13 protein-coding genes are annotated in these 20,815 nt (G+C 65.5%); 9 read left to right on the plus strand and 4 right to left on the minus strand.

Annotated features, from left to right (window positions below; genetic code table 11):
* Positions 1-218: 218 nt before the first annotated feature.
* From ACTHQV_RS09495 to folD, 3 genes are all read right to left on the minus strand, one after another.
* Complete coding sequence (locus tag ACTHQV_RS09495) at positions 219-3,227, minus strand: TonB-dependent receptor domain-containing protein (protein ID WP_440489852.1); 3,009 nt, start codon at positions 3,225-3,227, stop codon at positions 219-221.
* Between the two features lie 171 nt (positions 3,228-3,398).
* Positions 3,399-4,019: a MarC family protein gene (locus ACTHQV_RS09500; protein ID WP_440489853.1), complete on the minus strand. Its 621-nt coding sequence runs from the start codon at positions 4,017-4,019 to the stop codon at positions 3,399-3,401.
* Positions 4,016-4,891: a bifunctional methylenetetrahydrofolate dehydrogenase/methenyltetrahydrofolate cyclohydrolase FolD gene (gene folD / locus ACTHQV_RS09505; protein ID WP_440489855.1), complete on the minus strand. Its 876-nt coding sequence runs from the start codon at positions 4,889-4,891 to the stop codon at positions 4,016-4,018. Before folD ends, ACTHQV_RS09500 begins: the two co-directional genes overlap by 4 nt.
* Positions 4,892-5,086: 195 nt before the next feature.
* On the opposite strand from folD, the gene otsB reads away from it, so the two are divergent.
* From otsB to ACTHQV_RS09520, 3 genes are read left to right on the plus strand one after another with little or no spacing between them, the layout of a single operon-like run.
* The gene (otsB, locus tag ACTHQV_RS09510; protein WP_440489856.1) at positions 5,087-5,830 is read left to right on the plus strand and encodes a trehalose-phosphatase; all 744 of its coding nucleotides are present in this window, start codon (positions 5,087-5,089) and stop codon (positions 5,828-5,830) included.
* Entirely contained in the window at positions 5,827-7,623 is a 1,797-nt protein-coding gene (locus ACTHQV_RS09515) for a glycoside hydrolase family 15 protein (RefSeq protein WP_440489857.1), read from the plus strand. Before otsB ends, ACTHQV_RS09515 begins: the two co-directional genes overlap by 4 nt.
* A complete protein-coding gene (locus tag ACTHQV_RS09520; protein ID WP_440489859.1) occupies positions 7,620-9,002 on the plus strand; it encodes an alpha,alpha-trehalose-phosphate synthase (UDP-forming) in 1,383 nt (460 codons plus the stop codon). Before ACTHQV_RS09515 ends, ACTHQV_RS09520 begins: the two co-directional genes overlap by 4 nt.
* Before the next feature lie 260 nt (positions 9,003-9,262).
* Here the strand turns inward: ACTHQV_RS09520 and ACTHQV_RS09525 are convergent, their stop codons facing one another.
* Complete coding sequence (locus ACTHQV_RS09525; protein WP_440489949.1) at positions 9,263-10,783, minus strand: fumarate hydratase; 1,521 nt, start codon at positions 10,781-10,783, stop codon at positions 9,263-9,265.
* 117 nt (positions 10,784-10,900) lie between these two features.
* On the opposite strand from ACTHQV_RS09525, the gene ACTHQV_RS09530 reads away from it, so the two are divergent.
* From ACTHQV_RS09530 to trhO, 6 genes are all read left to right on the plus strand, one after another.
* On the plus strand, positions 10,901-12,949 hold the full coding sequence (locus ACTHQV_RS09530; protein WP_440489861.1) for an EAL domain-containing protein: 2,049 nt from the start codon (positions 10,901-10,903) through the stop codon (positions 12,947-12,949).
* Positions 12,950-12,994: 45 nt separating this feature from the next.
* The gene (gene ligA / locus ACTHQV_RS09535) at positions 12,995-15,133 is read left to right on the plus strand and encodes an NAD-dependent DNA ligase LigA (RefSeq protein WP_440489863.1); all 2,139 of its coding nucleotides are present in this window, start codon (positions 12,995-12,997) and stop codon (positions 15,131-15,133) included.
* Between the two features lie 152 nt (positions 15,134-15,285).
* A complete protein-coding gene (locus ACTHQV_RS09540; RefSeq protein ID WP_440489864.1) occupies positions 15,286-17,787 on the plus strand; it encodes a TonB-dependent receptor in 2,502 nt (833 codons plus the stop codon).
* Positions 17,788-17,935: 148 nt separating this feature from the next.
* Positions 17,936-19,036 carry a sensor histidine kinase gene (locus tag ACTHQV_RS09545; protein ID WP_440489865.1) on the plus strand — a complete coding sequence of 367 codons (1,101 nt, stop codon included), beginning with the start codon at positions 17,936-17,938 and terminating at the stop codon, positions 19,034-19,036.
* On the plus strand, positions 19,033-19,845 hold the full coding sequence (locus ACTHQV_RS09550) for a LytR/AlgR family response regulator transcription factor (RefSeq protein WP_056506582.1): 813 nt from the start codon (positions 19,033-19,035) through the stop codon (positions 19,843-19,845). The genes ACTHQV_RS09545 and ACTHQV_RS09550 overlap by 4 nt, the downstream gene beginning before the upstream one ends.
* Entirely contained in the window at positions 19,845-20,780 is a 936-nt protein-coding gene (gene trhO / locus ACTHQV_RS09555; RefSeq protein WP_440489866.1) for an oxygen-dependent tRNA uridine(34) hydroxylase TrhO, read from the plus strand. The genes ACTHQV_RS09550 and trhO overlap by 1 nt, the downstream gene beginning before the upstream one ends.
* Positions 20,781-20,815: the final 35 nt, after the last annotated feature.

Raw genomic sequence — 20,815 nt, forward strand, 5'->3', positions numbered from 1 at the left:
ACCATTGATCGAAGATCGATAAGTACCAAACCTTCGACTTTTGGAGAATTACTGTATTACAACTGTAATTCGCGCTGGTGTTACGGCACTGCGCGTGGCGCCGCCCAGCAACATAGCCCGGCGCAGCAGAGCTCGACCTTGATCGAACTGGAACGCAAAAAGGGCCGCCTCCCATCGGGAAGCGGCCCTTTCCGCAGGCTGTGTATCTGTCGAAGCGACTAGAAGCCGAACTTCGCACCCGCACGGAAGCTGCGGCCGAAGATGCCGTTGCCGCCCTGCACCGGGTTGTAGAGGTGGGCGCCATAGGTGACCGGGTCGATCGGCGGCAGGCGATCGAACACGTTCAGCGCGTTGACGTAGAAGGTGACGTTGTCGTTGACGTTGAAGCTGACGTTCAGATCGGCAGTCAGATAGCTCTTCACACGGCAATCGACATAGCCGGGGTTGAGCGAGCAGTCGCCGTAATCGCCGCCCTGGTCCTCGGCCGACAGGTCGTAGCCCGACACGTAGTTGACGGTGCCGGTCACGTCGACCTTGTCGAACGAGAAGGTGTTCGACCAGTTGCCGCGCCAGCGGAAGGTGCCGTTGCCCGCCGTCAGGTTGAAGTTGCCGAGCGTGTCGACATAGGTTTCCTTCGTACCGTCCGGGAAGGTCGTGCTCAGTTCGATCAGCCAGCTGACATTGGCGGCGGTGCGCCACTGGAAGCCGCCGAAATCGACGCGACCCGTCAGACCGAAATCGATACCTTCCGAGAAGATCGTGTCGGAGTTGATGAGCTGCGATTCGACGAAGCCGATGCGCGGGCGGCCGTTCTGCAGGTTGACGTCGGGCGCGTCCGGAATGACGTTAAACCCGGCCGGGATCGGCTGGCCCGCATAATAGGCGGCGATCGCGGCGGCGTTCGACGGCGAAGTGATCGCGCCGGTCTTCTTGATGTTGAAATAGTCGGCGGTGAAGGTGAAGTTCGGCACCGGCGAGAACTGGATACCGGCGGTGTAGCTGCGCGACTTTTCGGGCTGCAGGTTCGGCGAGGCGAGCGTGGTCGACCCGATCGAATAGCTGGTCAGATAGGTCGGGCAGGCAGTGGCTGCCGTCGCGTCGTCGGCGCAGGCCGCGCCATATTGCGCACGGAAGCTGGCCGGCACGTTGGTGATCGACTGGCTGACATAGCCAGTCGTCGGCAGCGCATTGGCTTCCGCAAAGCTCGGGATACGGAAACCGCGCGACCAGGTACCACGTACCGACAGCTGCCGGATCGGGGTGAAGCGCGCACCGACCTTCGGCGAGAAGTTGCTCTGCCCGGTCGAATAGTGATCGTAACGGCCCGACACGTTGACGTCCAACTGATCGAAGACCGGCGCCTGGATTTCGGCAAAGGCCGAGCTGACGGTACGGTTGCCTTCGGTGCCGAACGCGTTGATCGTGAAGTAACGCTGCGTCGGGCCGTTGTTGTCCGGATTGGCGCTGGGCGCGTTGACCGCTTCGTAGAAGATCGAGCCGCCGACGCCGAGCTGGACCGGACCACCCGGCAGGTTGAACAGTTCCTTCGAGAAGGTGACCTGCGTCTGGTACAGATCCGACGAGGTGTCGGTGATGTTGACCGGAGTCAGATAGTCGCGAACCGCCTGCGTGTTCTGGCCGGGGTTCACGAAGTTGTACGAACCGTCAGCGATGACGTTCAGCAGGTTCTGGATATAGACATAGCCATCCTGCAGACGACGCAGGTCGGTGTGCATCGCGGTCGCACTGAAGTTATAGTCGATATCGTCGAAGATCGTGCCGTTCAGGCCGAACGCCGCACGATATACGCGGCTGCGCGTCTCGTTATAGGTACGCTCCTGGTTGCGGCCGAGGATCTGCGCGGTCTGGCCCGACGCCGCGAACGGGTTGTTCGGGTTGAGCGTGCCGTTGGCCGCGGTGCAATTGACGCGTGCCGCGCAGACATAGACCGGCAGCGTCAGAACCGCCGAACCCGGTGCAAAGGTCGCCGCGCCCGACGAGGTCGAGAATTGCGGGAACAGGATGCCGGTCGGGGCATTGCCGCGGATCACGCCGGTCAGGCCGTAATAGCTCGACCGCGTCTGCTGGAAGTTGACCGACAGATACGCTTCCGACGTATCGCCCACCTTCGCGGTGAAGCGGGCCGAACCGCCGAAGCGTTCGATGTCCGGGGTCACGTTGCCGTAATTGTAGGTCAGGTCCTCCTGACAGACGTTCGAAACCGGCAGCGTTCCGTTGACGAGCTGCCCATTCGAGTTGGTCCGTGTCAGATCGGCCTGGGTCGGCGTGACGGAAGGACCAGCGTAGCAGCCAGCCGTCGGGTTCAGGATCTGATAGCGGCCGGTCGTGCCCGGGCGCACGTAAAAGGTGCTGCCAACGTTGAAACCGTTGATTTCACCGGCGGCATTCTGACCGTTCAGAATGCCGTTCGGACCGCCGATGCTGCGCTGGTCATCGGTGGCGAAGATACCGGGCAGGTCCTTGTTGGCGACGCCTTCGCTGCGGAAATAGAAGCCGCTGATGTACGCGTTGTAGCCCTGCTCATCGAGATCGCCGGTGCCGGCGGTCAGCGTCAGGCGCTGGTTGGCGGCGACGCCGTCTTCCGAAATGCCGGCTTCGACCCGGCCGCCAATGCCCTTGAACGAACGCTTGGTGATGATGTTGACCACGCCCGCGATCGCATCGGCGCCGTAGCTCGACGAGGCGCCGTCGCGCAGCACATCGACGCGCTCGACGATGTCGTCGGGGATGGTGTTCAGGTCGACGAAGTTGCGCGAACCGTCATCGGCAAGCGGATAATAGGCGGCGCGCAGGCCGTCGAACAGCACCAGCGTCGAGCTGGTCGACAGGCCGCGCAGCGACACCGCCGACGCACCGCCGGCGAACGCGCCGTTGGCGGTGAACGAGTTGGTCAGCGCCGGGCCGTTGTTTGACGACAGCAGCTGGATCGCGTCCTGCACCGTGTTGATGCCGCGCGCGTCGAGATTTTCGGCGGTCAGCGTCGTGACCGGCGAGATGCCGCTATCGGTGCCGCGCAAAATCGATCCGGTGACGATGATGTCCTGCGACGTATCGTCTGCCGGGGTCGCGGGCACGGGCACGGTGGTGCCGGCCGGCGCGACTTCCTGCGCCGATACCGGCACGGCGAACAGACCGGTGCTGGCTGCGGCAAGCGCGGACAAAGCGGTTCCGCGGCGCAACGACGTGCGCATCGAGAAAGCAATCATGGAAGCAGCAATCCCCTTTAACCCTGGCGGGCGTTCCAAGCAGTCGGGCCGCGCATCGGGCGGCTCGAACGGCGGCAAGTATCCGTCGATACAAGGGGATTTGTAAATACGGGTGAACGTATTATTAAAATTACCTGCTGGCTGTAACCAATCAGCAACACATCGCAATGTCTAGAGAAAACTCGCGCGCAGCCCGTCGATCACGAACTGCGCCGCCAATGCCGCCAGCAGCACGCCGAGCAGGCGGGTAATCACCGCCTCGATCCGCGCACCGAGCAGTTTCATCAGCGGCCCCGCCGCGAGGAGTGCGAGCAGCGTCAGCAGCAGGATCGACGCCAGCGCGCCCAGCACCACGGCACGCGCGCTCCAGTCGCCGACCTGGCTCATGAGCAGCATCACCGATGCGATCGATCCCGGCCCGGCGATCATCGGCATCGCCATCGGAAAGGTCGACACGTCCTCGACCTCATGCGTCTCGATGATCTTCTGCGCGCGATCCTCGCGGCGCTGGGTGCGCTTTTCGAACACCATTTCGAGCGCGATCAGGAACAGCATGATGCCGCCGGCGATGCGGAAACTGTCGAGACTGATGCCCAGCGCCTTGAGCAGCGCCTGCCCGAACAGCGCGAAGACGACGAGGATAGCGGTGGCGATGCCGACCGCGCGGATCGCCATCGACCGACGCTGCACGTCGGACGCGCCGGTCGTCAACCCGGCATAAATCGGCGCGCAGCCCGGCGGATCGATCACCACGAAGAAGGTGATGAGCGACGAGACGAACAGCTCGATCACAGCGCGCTATCGTCGAACGAGAGTCCTTCGCGCCGATGCGCCGCGACCAGCGTGTTGCGCAGCAGGCAGGCGATGGTCATCGGCCCGACCCCGCCCGGCACCGGGGTGATTGCGCCCGCGACCGGCACGGCGGAGGCGAAATCGACATCGCCGACCAGCCCGACATCGGTACGGTTGATGCCGACATCGATGACGGTCGCGCCGGGCTTCAGCCATTCGCCCTTCACGAAATTCGCCCGCCCGACCGCGGCGACGACGATATCGGCACGCACGACATGGCCGGGCAGGTCGTGGGTCCGCGAATGGGCGATGGTGACGGTGCAGCTCTCGGCGGTCAACAATGCCGCCATCGGCTTGCCGACGATGTTCGAGCGGCCAACCACCACCGCATCCTTGCCCGACAGGTCGCCAAGTTCGTCGCGCAGCAGCAACAGGCAGCCATAGGGCGTGCACGGCACCATCCCCGGCAGCCCGGTCGCCAGCCGCCCGGCATTGACCGGGTGGAAGCCGTCGACATCCTTGTCGGGATCGATGGTCAGCAGCACCGCATCGCTGTCGAGATGGTTCGGCAGCGGCAGTTGCACGAGGATGCCGTCGACCGCGGGATCGGCGTTCAACTGCTCGACCAGCGCGATCAGCACGTCCTGCGACACGTCGGCCGACAGGCGATGTTCGAAGCTGGCCATGCCGGCCTCGCGCGTCGCCTTCCCCTTCGACCGGACATAGACCGCCGACGCAGCATCCTCGCCGACCAGCACGACGGCGAGGCCGGCAGGACGGCCGGCGGCTTCGGCAAAGGCGGCGGCGTGGGTGGCGACCCGCGCGCGCAATCGGGCGGCAAAGGCTTTTCCGTCGATGATCCGGGCTGTCATGCGCCCGTGCATACTGGCTGCACGCCGGGTTCGCCACCCCCGGATTGGCGGTCACCTACGTCTTCGGCTGGTCCTTCGGTCAGACAGCAGGTCCCCGGATCAAAACCCTCGAGCGACCGTACGCGCCGAAGACCGTTCACCAAAATACACTGCACCTGCGAAACGATTCCGACCCGCGCCGCGTTCATCGGACCGATGGCGTACCCAGACCTTCCCGCTCCGCCCGCCGGCCTGCTCGACGATGCCGGCCTGTTCCTCGATTTCGACGGCACGCTGGTCGAACTGGCCGAACGCCCCGATGGCGTGGTGGTCGGCGACGCATTGCGCTCGCTGCTGCATCGGCTGGCGGAGCGACTGGACGGGCGGGTGGCGATCGTCAGCGGGCGGTCGATCGAACAGATTGACGGGTTCCTGGGACAGACGATCGCTGGTTACGCAGTGGTCGGCAGCCATGGCGCGGAGATCCGCCCTGCCGGGGGTACCACGCTGCTGCCCGATCGCCCCGCCAGCCTGACCGCCGCCGAACGCGCGTTCGAGGACCGGTTCGGCGACGATCCGCGCATTGTGATCGAGATCAAGACATTGGGCGTCGCGATCCATTATCGCGGCGCTCCTGAGGTCGAACAGGAGGCGCACGCCCTGGTCGATGCCTTCGCGCAGCGCGACGGGCTGACGACGCAGGCTGGCAAGATGATGATCGAGTTGCGCATGGACGGCCATGACAAGGGCACGGCGATCGCGACGCTGTGCGAAAGCGCCCCCTTTGCCGGGCATCCGCCGATCTTCGTCGGCGATGATCTGACCGACGAACCGGGCATGATCGTTGCGGCGCATCATGGCGGGGCCGGCATATTGATCGGGCCGATGCGCGATACCGCTGCGACCTATCGCCTCGACGATGTCGCATCCTTTCTGGGCTGGCTGGAGACGAACGCATGACCGCGACGATGGACCTGTGGCCGATCGGGAATTGCCAAGTGTCGGCTTTGGTCGACCGCAACGGCCGGTTCGTGTGGGGATGCCTGCCGCGGGTCGATGGCGACCCGGCGTTTTCGTCGCTGCTCGACGACCGGCGGCGCGGTTCGGACGGCGCCTATGGCTTCTGGGAGATCGACCTCGACGGCTGTGTCGAGACGCAGCAAAGCTATATCCGCAACACGCCGGTGCTGGTCACGCGCCATGTCGATGCCGCGGGCAATGCGATCGAGGTCGTCGACTTCTGCCCGCGCTTCAAACGGCACGACCGCATGTATCGACCGGTCGCGTTCTGCCGGATCGTCCGGCCGCTGTCCGGTTCCCCGCGCATCCGCATGCGGCTGCGCCCGTCGATCGACTGGGGCAGCGCCCCCGCCCCGCGCACCCGCGGGTCGAACCATATCCGCTATCTGCTGGATGGCGAGGCGATCCGCCTTTCGACCAGCGCACCGGTCGGCTGGATCGAGGACGAGCGGCTGTTCCGGGTCGAACGCACGCTGCATTTCTTTCTCGGACCGGACGAGAGTTTTTCGGACGAAATTCCGGCATCGATCGAACGGATGCTGAAGAACACGATCGACGAGTGGCGTCACTGGGTTCGCGGCCTCGCCACGCCGGTCGAATGGCAGCAGGCGGTGATCCGCAGCGCGATCACGCTGAAGCTGTGCCAGCATGAGGAAACCGGCGCGATCGTCGCCGCACTGACCACCTCGATCCCCGAACATGCCGATAGCGGGCGCAACTGGGACTATCGCTACTGCTGGATTCGTGACGCCTATTATACGGTGCAGGCGCTGAACCGCTTGGGCGCGCTCGACGTGCTGGAGGGGTATCTCGAATATCTCCGCAACATCGTCGACAATGCCGCCGATGGGCAGATCCAGCCGCTCTATGGCGTCGGTGGCGAGGCGACGCTGGTTGAGCGCGAGGCGGAGGGGCTCGACGGATATCGCGGCATGGGCCCGGTGCGCGTCGGCAACCAGGCGTATGAACAGGTCCAGCACGACGCGTACGGCCAGATCATCCTGTCCAATGCGCAGGGCTTCTTCGACCAGCGGCTGTTCCGTGTCGGCAAGCAGGCCGATTTCGAGGCGCTGGAGCCGATCGGCGAGCGGGCCTGGCAGGCATATGACAAGCCCGATGCCGGCCTGTGGGAATTGCGCACCAAGAGCCATGTCCATACCTATAGCGCGGCGATGTGCTGGGCGGCGTGCGACCGGCTGGCCAATGTCGCCGGCACGCTCGGCCTCACCGAGCGCGAGACCTTCTGGCGCGACCGGGCGACCGCGATGCGCACCAAGATCGAGCGCGAGGCGTGGCGGCCGGAGACCAACCGGATGTCGGCGACCTTCGGCGGCGACGATCTCGACGCAAGCATCATCCAGCTGCTCGACCTGCGCTTCCTCGACCCCGACGACCCGCGCTTCATCGGCACGCTCGATGCGGTGGAAAAGGGGCTGCGGCGCGGCAGCCACATGCTGCGCTATGCGATCGAGGATGATTTCGGACTGCCGCATACCGCGTTCAACGTCTGCACCTTCTGGCTGATCGAGGCGCTGCACGCGACCGGCCGCGACGAGGATGCGCGCGAATTGCTCGAGGAGATGCTGTCGCGCTGCACGCCCGCCGGGCTTCTGTCCGAGGATATCGACCCCGAAACCGGGGAACTCTGGGGCAATTATCCCCAAACCTACTCGCTGGTCGGCATGATCAATTCCGCCGTCCTGCTGAGCAAGTCATGGAATGTCGTACGATGAGTCGATTGATCGTCATCTCGAACCGGGTGCAGGCTCCCCAGCCCGGCACCGGCGGCGGGGCGCAGGGTGGGCTGGCCGTCGCACTCAACGCCGCGCTGGCGGAAGAGGACGGTATCTGGTTCGGCTGGTCGGGCGAGACCGGCGACAATCGCGACCTCCGGTTCCAGACCTATGGCGGCGTCACCAGCGCGGTGATGGATCTGTCCGAACAGGACGTCGAGGAATATTATGACGGGTACGCCAACCGCACCTTGTGGCCGCTTTTCCACTACCGGCTCGACCTGACCGAGTTCGAACGCGATTTCCAGGGCGGCTATGAGCGCGTCAACCGGGTGTTCGGCGAACGCATCGGCCCGCATATCGAACCCGACGACCTGATCTGGGTCCATGACTATCACATGATCCCGCTCGGCTGGGTGCTCCGGCAACAGGGGATCACCAACCGCATCGGCTTCTTCCTGCACATTCCGTGGCCGCCGCGCCGGCTGCTGACCGCGCTGCCCGATCACCGCCGCATGGTGGAGGCGCTGTTCGCCTATGACGTGGTCGGGTTCCAGAACGAGGAATGGCTCGACAGCTTCTTCAACTATGTCCGCGAAGAGATGGACGGGACGATCGACGGCAATTCGGTCACCGTCGGCGGTCGCACCATCTGCGCGATCAGCTGCCCGATCGGGATCGAGGCGAAGGACTTCATCGCCGGGGCCGCCGGTCCGGTCGCGCGCGCGGCACAGCTCAACCAGCTCGAAAGCGCGGTCGGCCGCAGTCTGATCGTCGGCGTCGACCGGCTGGATTATTCGAAGGGGCTGCCCGAACGCTTCGCCGGCTACGAACGCTTCCTGCAGAACCATCCCGACCGGCGGGCGCTGGTCTATCTGTTGCAGATCGCGCCGCCGTCGCGCACTGCGGTGCAGACGTACCGCGACATCCGCAACACGCTGGAGCAGCTGTCGGGCCGGATCAACGGCGCGTACGCCGATACCGACTGGGTGCCGATCCGCTATGTGAACAAGGGCTATCCGCGCGAGGTGCTGGCCGGCATCTACCGCGCGGCGCGGATCGGGTTGGTGACTCCCTTACGCGACGGCATGAACCTGGTCGCGAAGGAATATGTCGCGGCACAGGACCCGCGCGATCCGGGCGTGCTGATCCTGTCGCGCTTCGCCGGGGCGGCGCAACAGTTGTCGGTCGGCGCCCTGATGGTGAACCCGTACAGTGCCGAGGACATGGCCGACGCGATCGACAAGGCATTGCGCATGCCGCGCGCCGAACGGATCGAGCGCTGGCAGGCGATGATCGACAATGTCGTCGACGAGGACGTGATCTGGTGGCGCAAGCGGTTCATCGATGCGCTGACGGCGGAGACGAACCCGGTGTAGCGCCCGGCCGACAGAGGCGCCCTCCAGCGGAGGCGAGCCCTTTGCGGACGTTCGCTACCTATACTGCCGAGTCCGCCGTACCCCCGCGGAAGCGGGGGTCCAGAGCCGAGCAAAACAACGGCTTGCGAATGTGGCCCTGGGTCCCCGCCTTCGCGGGGACACGGCGGATTGGCTTCTTGGGCAAGTCTCGCCTTCGCCGGGGCAGGCGCACCCCTGCCCCATCGTCCTTCTCGCACCGGCGGGAAGGACGACGGCGAGCCTCATGCCCCCTCGAGCAACCGTTCCTTCGCGATCTTCTCGCGCCACACCAAGGGCGCGAGGTGGTGGACATTCTGCCCTTCGCTGTCGACCGCAACGGTTACGGGGAAGTCCTGCACCTCGAACTCGTAGATCGCTTCCATGCCGAGATCTTCGAAGCCGACGACCTTCGAGCCCTTGATCGCCCGCGCGACGAGATACGCCGCGCCGCCGACCGCCATCAGATAGGCCGATTTGGCGTCGGCGATCGCCTTCGTCGCATCCGCGCCGCGTTCGGCCTTGCCGACCATCGCCAGCAGGCCCTGATCGAGCATCATGCGCGTGAACTTGTCCATGCGAGTAGCGGTGGTGGGGCCGGCCGGCCCGACCACTTCCTCGCCCACCGGATCGACCGGCCCGACATAATAGATCACACGGCCGCGGAAATCGACGGGCAGTTCCTCGCCCTTCGACAGCATGTCGGCGATCCGCTTGTGCGCGGCGTCACGGCCGGTCAGCATCTTGCCGTTGAGCAGCAGCCGGTCGCCATGCTTCCACGTCGCGACAACCTCGGGCGTCAGCGTGTCGAGATCGACGCGGATCGCCGCCTTGTCCGGCGTCCAGTGGACCTCGGGCCAGTCGGCAAGGTTCGGCTGTTCGAGATAGGCCGGACCGGAGCCGTCGAGGGTGAAATGTGCGTGGCGGGTCGCGGCGCAGTTCGGGATCATCGCCACCGGCTTCGACGCGGCATGGGTCGGCCAGTCGAGGATCTTCACGTCGAGCACGGTCGACAGCCCGCCCAAGCCCTGGGCACCGATGCCGAGCGCATTGACCTTGTCCATCAGTTCGATGCGCAGCGCCTCGACATCGGTCTGGGGCCCGCGCGCCTTCAACTGGCCCATGTCGATCGGCGCCATCAGCGATTCCTTGGCGAGCAGCATCGCCTTTTCGGCGGTGCCGCCGATGCCGATGCCGATCATGCCCGGCGGGCACCAGCCGGCGCCCATTTGCGGGATCATCTCCAGCACCCAGTCGACGATCGAATCGCTGGGGTTCATCATCTTGAACTTCGACTTGTTCTCCGACCCGCCGCCCTTGGCCGCGACATCGACATGCACCTTGTCGCCGGGCACCATTTCGACGTGCAGCACCGACGGCGTATTGTCCTTGGTATTGCGACGGGTGAACGCCGGATCGGCGAGGATCGAGGCGCGCAGCTTGTTTTCGGGGTGCAGGTACGCGCGGCGCACACCCTCGTCGACGACCTCCTGCAACGACCGCTCGCTGTCGAGGCGGCAATTCTGGCCCCACTTCACGAACACCGTGACGATGCCGGTGTCCTGACAGATCGGGCGATGCCCCTCGGCACACATCCGGCTGTTCGTCAGAATTTGCGCAATCGCGTCCTTGGCCGCCGGTGAAGTTTCGGCAGCATAGGCTTCGCCCAGCGCGCGGATATAATCCATCGGGTGGTAATAGCTGATGAATTGCAGCGCATCGGCGACGCTGTCGATCAGATCGGCTTCGGTGATGGTGACGGTCATCTGCGGGTCCATATCGGTCATTTTCCGTACTGCCCTACAGGCAGGAAGCCGCGCCATGCAAAGAATTCGTTCACGATGCGCCGCTATCCTACACCCCACAAGCGAAGGGGCGGGCAGTTGGCGATCGGTGGAATGAAGGCGGCGTTGCGATCGTGGGTTCAGCGCCCCGACGATTCGGTGCGCCTGCCCGACGACCGCGCCGCGCGGCTGATCCGCGAGGCGGAGGATCACGGCCCCAACTGGTTCTGGCAGACCGATCGCCATGGCCGGGTCGTCTATCTCAGCGACAAGATCGCCGACATATTCGTCGCCGGCGACGTCGATCCGCTCGGTGCCGCGCTGACCGATCTGCTGCGCATCGCCGGGGCCGAACCTGGACCCGATGATTCGGAACGTACCATCGCCTTTCACCTTTCGGCGCGTACCGCCTTCACCGATTATGCGGTCACCCCCGCCATCGCCGGCGAGCAGGAGCGCAGCTGGAGCGTGTCCGGCAGCCCGTTCACCGACCCGTATGGCCGGTTCGAGGGGTTCGTCGGCACCGGCACCGACATGGCGGCGGTGCGCCAGTCGGACGCGGAAATCACCCGCCTTGCGCTGTTCGACAGCCTGACCGGACTCGCCAACCGGCAGCGGATGCGCATTTCGCTCGACCAGACGCTGGCCCAGTTGGGCTATGACGGCGCCGGGCTGTTCCTGCTCGACCTCGACCGGTTCAAGGCGGTGAACGACACGCTCGGCCATCCGGTCGGCGACGCGCTGCTCAAACAGGTTGCCGAGCGGTTGCTGCGCATCGTCGATAATGCCGGGCTGGTCGGGCGGCTGGGCGGCGACGAGTTTCAGGTAATCCTGCCGCGCATGGGCAACCGGACGCAGATGGCATCGCTGGCGCAAGGGATCATCGCGTCGCTGTCGCAACCCTATTTCATCGACGGCAATACCGTGTCGATCGGCTGTTCGGTCGGCATCGCTGTGGCGCCCGACGACGGCGCAACGCCCGACGTGCTGGTCAGCCATGCCGACCTCGCGCTCTATGCCGCCAAGGATGCCGGGCGCGGCGTCCACCGCTTCTTTCACGACACGCTGCTGGAGGGTGCACGTTCGCGCCAGCAGATGGAGGAGGACCTGCGCCTCGCTCTATCACTCGACCAGTTGCGCCTCGTCTACCAACCGGTCGTGACGCTTGACGGCGGCCGGATCACCGGGTTCGAGGCACTGGTCCGCTGGGAACATCCGACGCGCGGCACGTTGCCGGCGCACGCGTTCCTCGGCGTAGCGGAGGAATGCAAGCTGATCGAGGCGATCGGCGAATGGGTCCTGCGCACCGCCTGTCACGATGCGGCGAAATGGGCCGGCGATACGCGGCTGTCGATCCATCTGTCGGGGGCGCAACTCGCCAATCCGGCGCTGCCCGCGATCCTGACCAATGCCGTCGCGCGCTCGGGCCTGCCCGCCGGGCGGCTGGAACTGAGCATCGCCGAGGCGAGCGTGCTGCGCGACATGCGCGGCGCCGTCGCGACCTTCGCCGCGTTGCAGGGGGTCGGAGTCGGCCTGGCACTCGACGATTTCGGGGCGGGACAGGCGTCGATGTCGTGCCTGCGCCGCCTGCCCTTCGACCGGATCAAGCTCGACCGCTCGTTCGTGCGCGGGGTCAGCGATCCCGAGGGGCGCAACGCCGCCGTGGTCCGATCGATCGTGACGCTCGCCGACCTGCTCGGCATCGCAACCACGGCCAAGGGCGTCGAATATCATGACGAACTGGCGGTGCTGCGCGATCTGGGCTGCACCGACGTCGCCGGACCGGTCTATGGCGCACCGCTCGACGGGGCGGCCGCCGCCGCACGGCTGCTGGGCGAGGGCGGCGCGCTCAGCCCGCAGGGGCCCAAGGCCGAACGCGCCGCGCGGACGCGGATGCTGCGCTCGACCACGATCGAGGTCGATGGCCGCCGCCGCCCGGCGCGTATCCGCGATCTGTCGACCACCGGCGCGCTGATCGACCTCGTCGATTTTGGCGAGAGCGCGATCGGATCGGTCATCCGCATCGACACCGGCGGCGGCCACTGGACCGCCGCCACCGTCCGCTGGGCGGAGGACGGCCGCGCCGGGCTGCATTTCGACCGCCCGATCGTCGTCGAACGGCGCATGACCATCCGCCGCAAGGAATAGCCCTTCCCCTTGATCGCCCGCCCGCACAGCGGGTAGCGATCGGCCATGACCACCGCGCCCCTGCCCGCCACCGACGCCGAAGCCGCCGCCGAACTGGCTGAACTGGCCGAACGGATCGCCGAGGCCGATGCCGCCTATCACGGGGCGGATGCGCCGGTCCTGACCGATGCCGACTATGACGCGCTGGTCCGCCGCAATCGCGCGGTCGAGGCGGCGTTTCCGGCGCTGGTCCGCACCGACTCCCCCTCACTGCGCGTCGGCACCGCCCCGTCGGGGCATCTGGCGAAGGTCGCGCATGCCCGGCCGATGCTCAGCCTCAACAACGCCTTCGCCGACGAGGATGTCGCCGAATTCGTCGCCAGCATCCGCCGCTTCCTGCGCCTGTCCGACGACGCGGCGGTGGCGCTGACCGCCGAGCCGAAGATCGACGGCCTGTCCTGTTCGCTCCGCTATGAAGGGCGCCGGCTGGTCCGCGCGCTGACCCGCGGCGACGGCGCGGTGGGCGAGGACGTCACCGCCAATGTCGCGACCATCGCCGACATTCCTCAGACCCTGCCCGCCGCCGCGCCTGACGTGTTCGAGGTCCGCGGCGAGGTCTATATGGCGAAGGACGATTTCGCTGCCTTGAACGCCCGGCTGCTCACCGACGCCGTCGACCCGGCCAAGGCGCGCCAGTTCGCCAACCCGCGCAACGCCGCCGCCGGCTCGCTGCGACAGAAGGACGCCGCCGTCACCGCGTCGCGCCCGCTCAAATTCCTGGCGCATGGCTGGGGCGAGGTCGCGGCGCTCCCCGCCGATACCCAGGGCGGCGTCGTCGCCGCGCTGAAGGACTGGGGCTTCCCGATCGCCGACGCCTTTCAACGCTGCGACGGTACGGCCGAGGCGCTCGCCGTCTATCGCACGATCGAGGCGGCACGCGCCGACCTGCCCTTCGATATCGACGGCGTCGTCTACAAGCTCGACCGGCTCGACTGGCAGGAGCGGCTCGGCTTTGTCGGTCGTGCGCCGCGCTGGGCGATCGCCCACAAATTCCCCGCCGAACGCGCCCAGACGACACTGAAGGCGATCGACATTCAGGTCGGCCGCACCGGCGCCCTCACCCCGGTCGCACGGCTGGAGCCGGTGACGGTCGGCGGCGTCGTCGTCACCAACGCCACGCTGCACAATGCCGACGAGATCGAGCGGCTCGGCGTGCGTCCCGGCGACCGCGTCGTCGTGCAGCGCGCCGGCGACGTCATCCCGCAGATCGTCGACAACCTGACCCGCGACGAAGCCCGCGCGCCCTGGACCTTCCCGACCGAATGCCCCGACTGCGGCTCGCTCGCCGAACGCGGCGAAGGCGAAGTCGTGGTGCGCTGTACCGGCGGGCTCGTCTGCCCGGCGCAGCGGGTCGAGCGGCTGATCCATTTCGTCTCGCGCCACGCCTTCGACATTGCCGGGCTGGGGCTGGTGCGGGTCGAGGAATTCTTTCGCGACGGACTGATCGGCTCGCCCGCCGACATCTTCCGCCTGCACACCCACCGCACGGCGCTGGTCCAACGCGAGCGCATGTCCGACCTCGTCGTCGACAAGTTGCTGGCGGCGATCGATGCCCGCCGCACCATCGGTCTCGACCGCTTCCTGTTCGCGCTCGGCATCCGCCATGTCGGCGAAGTGACCGCGCGCGACCTCGCCCGCCGCTGGACCTCGGCCAGGGACTTCGCGGCGATGATCCGCCGCGCGCTGCACGTCCGCCGCACGACCCTGCCCGCCATCGGCGAGGACGACCGCAAGTTCGCGCTGCGGCGCGGCCGCGCGCTGGTCGCGGCGGTCGAGACGGCGGGCATCGGCCCCGAAGTCGCCGACGCGCTGCTCGCCTTCTTCGCCGAAAAGCACAATCGCGACGTCGTCGCCGACCTGCTGCGCGAGGTAAGGCCGGAAGACATCGTCCACACGACCACGCAGAGCGAACTGACCGGCAAGACCGTGGTCTTCACCGGCAAGCTCGAAACGCTCAGCCGCGACGAGGCGAAAGCGCAGGCCGACGCGCTCGGCGCCCGCGTTGCCGGGTCGGTATCGAAGAAGACCGACCTCGTCGTGGTCGGTGCCGATGCCGGTTCGAAACGGGCGAAGGCCGAGGAACTGGGCATCCGCGTCATCGACGAAGCGGCATGGGCGCAGATCGTATCCGCCGCGACGACGTGACGTTTTTGCAACGCATCAAAAGAGACTGACGCCCCCGCTTCCGGTTGTCGCAAAATAGAAATATGGGGCGTCCATTGGCGCCGGGACGGTGAACGACACCGCCTGAACCAGCGTACCGAGTCGCGCCACCCATTAGCGACCCAAGGGGACCTATGAACACCAAGCTCTATGCCGGCGTGGCCTTTGCCGCGCTCCTGCTCCCGGCCTCGGCCTTTGCGCAGTCGACCGGTTCGACCGATTTCGAATCGGAAGATATCGTCGTCACCGGCACGCGCGCCGACAATGGCGTCGACGGCATCAAGATCCCTGACGGTCCGAAGGCACGGGTCGTGCTGGATCAGGAATTCCTCGCCAAGCAGGCACCGGGCAACACGGTCCTCGACGCGCTGAACATCGTTCCCGGCGTCAACTTCACCCAGAGCGATCCGTTCGGTTCGTCGGGCGGCAACATCCGTATCCGCGGCTTCGACGGCAACCGCGTCTCGCTGACGTTCGACGGTTTCCCGCTGAACGATTCGGGCAACTATGCCATCTATTCGAACCAGCAGCTCGACCCCGAGCTGGTCGACGAGATCAACGTCAATCTCGGCGCCACCGACATCGACAGCCCGACCGCGTCGTCGTCGGGCGGCACGATCAACTATCGCACGCTGATCCCGTCGGAAAAGCTGTCGGCGACGATGGTCGCATCGTACGGCGATTTCGATTTCCACCGCGTGTTCGGCCTGATCGAAACCGGCAACCTGACCTCGTTCGGCACCCGCGCCTTCCTGTCGGCGTCGAAGGCGTCGAACGACAAGTTCCGCGGTCCGGGCGAAATCCGCAAGCAGCAGTTCAACGCCGGCATCTATCAGCCGCTGGGCGACAACGGCGACTTCATCCGCGTCTCGGGTCACTATAACGAGAACCGGAACAACCAGTATCGCAACCCGACGCTCAGCGATATCCGCAACGCCCTACCCGCCGGTGTCATCGCCGCCAACGCAGCGGCGACCCCGGACAACCCGATCCGCCTCGACCTGAACAACAGCCAGTTCGAAACGGTCAACAATATCGAAAACGATGCGTTCTGCACGGTACCGACCCCGGTGAACGGCACGGCGCAGGCCGCCGCGAACTGTTCGAACTATTACGGCGTCCGCATCAACCCGTCGAACACCGGCAACGTCCGCGCCAATTCGCGCTTCTCGCTGACCGACCGGCTGACGCTGACCCTCGACGGGTCGTACCAGTATGTCCTCGCCCATGGCGGCGGTACGTCGACGCTGGCCGAAAACGATGCGCGCGCCAAGGGTAGCCTGACCGGCTCGCAGGGCGTCGACTTCAACGGAGACGGCGATTTCCGCGACACCGTGCGCTTCTTCTCGCCGAACATCACCAACACCAACCGCTATACCGGCATCGCGTCGCTGCGGTACGACATTACCGAAGATCAGCGCGTCCGCGTCGCCTATACCTATGACAATGCCCAGCATCGTCAGACCGGCGAATGGGGCTATCTCTATTCGAACGGTATGCCGGAAAACCCGTTCTCGGGTCGGAACGGTCGCCCGGTGCTCGCCGCCGACGGGTTCCAGATCACCCAGCGCGACCGCAAGTCGGTCGCCCTGCTGAACCAGATTTCGGGCGAATATATCGGCCGCTTCTTCGATCGCGCCTTTACCATCCAGGCCGGTGTGCGCGTGCCGTTCTTCAAGCGTGATCTGGAAACCTATTGCCCGATCCAGGCACGCGACGGCTTCGCCTATTGCTCCAGCCAGCCGATTCCGAACCCGACCGTCACCGGCACGCAGCCCTATGTCATTATTCAGCCGGGCAGCACGTTCACCAGCACGGGCAATCCGCAGCCGCTCTACGCACCCTATGCGCAGAACTATAAGTACGACGCGATCCTGCCGAACGTCGGCTTCACCTACAATTTCGTCGACACCAACCTCAGCATGTTCGGCAGCTACGCCAAGGGTCTCTCGGCGCCGCGTACCGACAACCTGTACCGCGCGCCGTTCATCGACGTGCAGCCGGAAAAGACCGACTCGTTCGACCTCGGCCTCCGCTACAACAGCCGCGTCGTGCAGTCGCAGCTGACGGGCTGGTACATCGGGTACAAGAACCGCATCGTGACCTCGTTCGACTTCGAACAGGGCATTTCGTTCGACCGCAACATCGGTGCGGTGGAAAGCTATGGCTTCGACGGCACCGTCACCGTGCGTCCGGCGAGCTGGGTCGGGCTGACGGCGATCGCGTCGTACACCCACACCGAACTGCTCTCGAACGTGCAGACCACCGGCACCACGGTCGTCGCGACCCGGGGCAAGAAGGTCACCGAAACTCCCGAATGGCAGTTCGGCGGTCGTGCCGAGTTCAACTACGGTCCGGTGAACCTCGGCGTGCAGGGCAAGTGGGTCGACGAACGCTTCGCCACCGACCTGAACGACGTCGTAGTCGGCGCCTATACGCTGGTCGACCTCGACGCCCGCTTCAGCCTCGAAGACTATGGCCTGCCGAAGACCAGCCTTGCGCTGAACGTCCGCAACCTGTTCGACGAACGCTATTTCGGCAACATCAGCACGCAGGTCGATGCGCGCTCGGGCAACCCGAACTTCTCGGTCGGCTTCCCGCGTACCGTCATCGGTTCGGTCAAGTTCGGCTTCTAAGCCCTACCCGAACCAATCGACGCGAAACCGCCGTCCCGGCAACGGGGCGGCGGTTTTCGTTTCGGGGGCGCTTCCGCTAAAGCCCGGTTCCCATCCCGCCCCCGCCGCGATATGACGGCAGCCGGGGGCCACACTTGCGACGGAGCGCATGACGCTTAAGCCCGCCATTTTCTCGCGCCCCTTCTTCGAACAGAAGAACCGCGCCTTCTGGCTGCTGCAGGCCGCCGGCTGGACCGGCTATCTGATCCTGCGCTCCGTCTCGACGCTGTCGAATGCCGCGTCGCTCAAGAGCGTGCTGGCCAATATCGTCGAGGTCATCGTCGGCTATTGCCTGACGCTGCTGATGAGCGTGCTCTACGGCTATTACCGCTCGCTGCCGCGCGTGCCGGCGATCTTCCTGACGCTGTGCACCCTGTCGGCGGCGACCTTCGCCTATTCGCTGATCGACGCGTTCGTCTTCACCTTCATCCGCAACGTATCGCCCGATGTCAGCTTCTCGCTGGTGCTCGGCACGCTGTTCATCAACTTCACCGTGCTGGCCGGCTGGTCGGCGGCCTATTTCGGCATCAATTTCTATCTGGTCGTCGAACAACAGGTCGACGAGATGCGGATGCTGGAGATGCAGGCATCGACCGCGCAGCTCGCCATGCTGCGCTATCAGTTGAACCCCCATTTCCTGTTCAACACGCTCAATTCGATCTCGACCTTGGTACTGCTCAAACAGACCGAGAAGGCGAATGTGATGCTCAGCCGCCTGTCGTCGTTCCTGCGCTATACCCTCGCCAACGAACCGACCGCGCACGTCACGCTCGAGCAGGAGGTTGAAACGCTGAAACTGTATCTCGATATCGAAAAGATGCGGTTCGAAGATCGCCTGCGTACCAGTTTCGATATCGACGCCCGCGTCGCGCATGCGCGGCTGCCCTCGCTCCTGCTCCAGCCCTTGGTCGAAAACGCGATCAAATATGCGGTGACGCCGCAGGAGGATGGCGCCGATATCGCGATCACCGCTCGACTGGCCGGGGATCGGGTGCAGATCGCCGTGTCCGATACCGGCCCCGGCTTGATCGACGGACCGAAGCGGCCGACGCTTTCCACCGGTGTCGGCATTCAGAATATCCGGGACCGGCTGGCGCAGGCCTATGGCCCCGACCATCGGTTCGACACCCGTTCGGGCAGCGGGGGTGGGTTCGTGGTCGAGATCGAACTGCCGTTCCAGACGCAAGACGTTACCAAAGAGGCTGCATGACCATCCGTACCATCCTTGTCGACGACGAATCGTTGGCGATTCAGGGCCTCGAACTGCGGTTGCAGGCGCATGAGGATGTCGAGATCATCGACAAATGCCAGAACGGCCGCGAAGCGATCCGTTCGATCAAGACCCACAAGCCCGACCTCGTCTTCCTCGACATCCAGATGCCCGGGTTCGACGGCTTCTCGGTCGTGCAGGGACTGATGGAGGTCGAACCGCCGCTGGTGGTGTTCGTGACCGCGTACAGCGACCACGCGATCCGCGCGTTCGAGGCGCAGGCGGTCGATTATCTGATGAAGCCGGTTGAGGAATCGCGCCTCGCCGACACGCTCGACCGCGTACGTCAGCGCCTGTCCGAAAAGCGGGGGCAGGCCGAGGTCGAGAAGCTTAAGGAAGTGCTCGCCGAGGTCGCCCCCGACACCGCGGCGGAGATGGAGGCGGCTGATGGCGGCGGCGACGACGCGCACGGCGCCAACCGCTTCGAAAAGCTCATCAACATCAAGGATCGCGGCCAGATCTTCCGTGTCGACGTCGACACGATCGAGATGATCGAGGCGGCGGGCGATTACATGGTAATCAACACCGGCGACAATTCGCTGGTGCTGCGCGAAACCATGAAGGACCTCGAAAAGCGCCTCGATCCGCGCCGGTTCCAGCGCGTCCATCGCTCGACCATCGTCAACCTCGACCTCGTCAAGCAGGTCAAGCCGCACACCAATGGCGAATGTTTCCTGATCCTCGAATCGGGCGCGCAGGTGAAGGTCAGCCGCTCGTATCGCGACGTGGTGGCGCGCTTCGTCCACTGATGACCGACATTCAAGTCGCGGCGCTATACCGCTTCACGGGCGTAGCCGATCCGCAGGACATTCGCGACGCGATGGAGGCGGTTCTTGTTCGCGCCGGCATTCGCGGCACGCTGCTGATCGCCTCCGAAGGGATCAACGGCACCATCGCCGGCAGCGCCGACGGCATCGCCACCGCGCTGGCCGCGATCCGCGCCCTGCCCGGCTGCGAAGACCTGACGCCGAAGTTCAGCACCGCCGACACCATGCCGTTCCACCGGCTGAAGGTGCGGGTGAAGCGCGAGATCGTGACGATGGGCGTGCCCGGCACCGATCCGACGGCGATCGTCGGCACCTATGTCGCGCCCGCCGACTGGAACGCGCTGATCGCCGATCCGGAGACCGTCGTGATCGACACCCGCAATGCGTATGAAGTGAAGGTCGGTACCTTCGCGGGCGCGGTCGATCCGCAGACCGACAGCTTCCGCGACTTTCCCGACTGGTTCCGCGCCAACCGCGAAACCCTGCTCGCCGGCAAGAAACAGGTCGCGATGTTCTGCACTGGCGGCATACGCTGCGAAAAATCGACCGCCTTCCTGAAGAGCGAGGGCGTCGACGCGGTCTACCACCTCGACGGCGGCATCCTGAAATATCTGGAGGAAGTGCCGGCCGAGCAAAGCGCGTGGCAGGGCGAATGTTTCGTGTTCGACGAACGCGTCGCCATCGGTCATGGGCTGGCGCAGGGCACCCACGATCTGTGCCGCGGCTGTCGCATGCCGATCAACGGCAACGACCGCGCCTCGCCGTTGTTCGAAGAGGGCGTCCAATGCCCCGCCTGCGCCGGTACCCGCGACGCAGCAACGCTCGCGGCAAAGGCGGAGCGCCACCGGCAGGTCACGCTCGCCGCCAAACGCGGCGAACAACATGTCGGCAAGCGGATGGAGCGGGAAGAAAAATAGCGTCATCCCAGCGCAGGCTGGGATCTCCCGGTAAT

Source organism: Sphingomonas sp. SAFR-052 (genome assembly GCF_051965015.1).
Taxonomy (GTDB): Bacteria; Pseudomonadota; Alphaproteobacteria; order Sphingomonadales; family Sphingomonadaceae; genus Sphingomonas.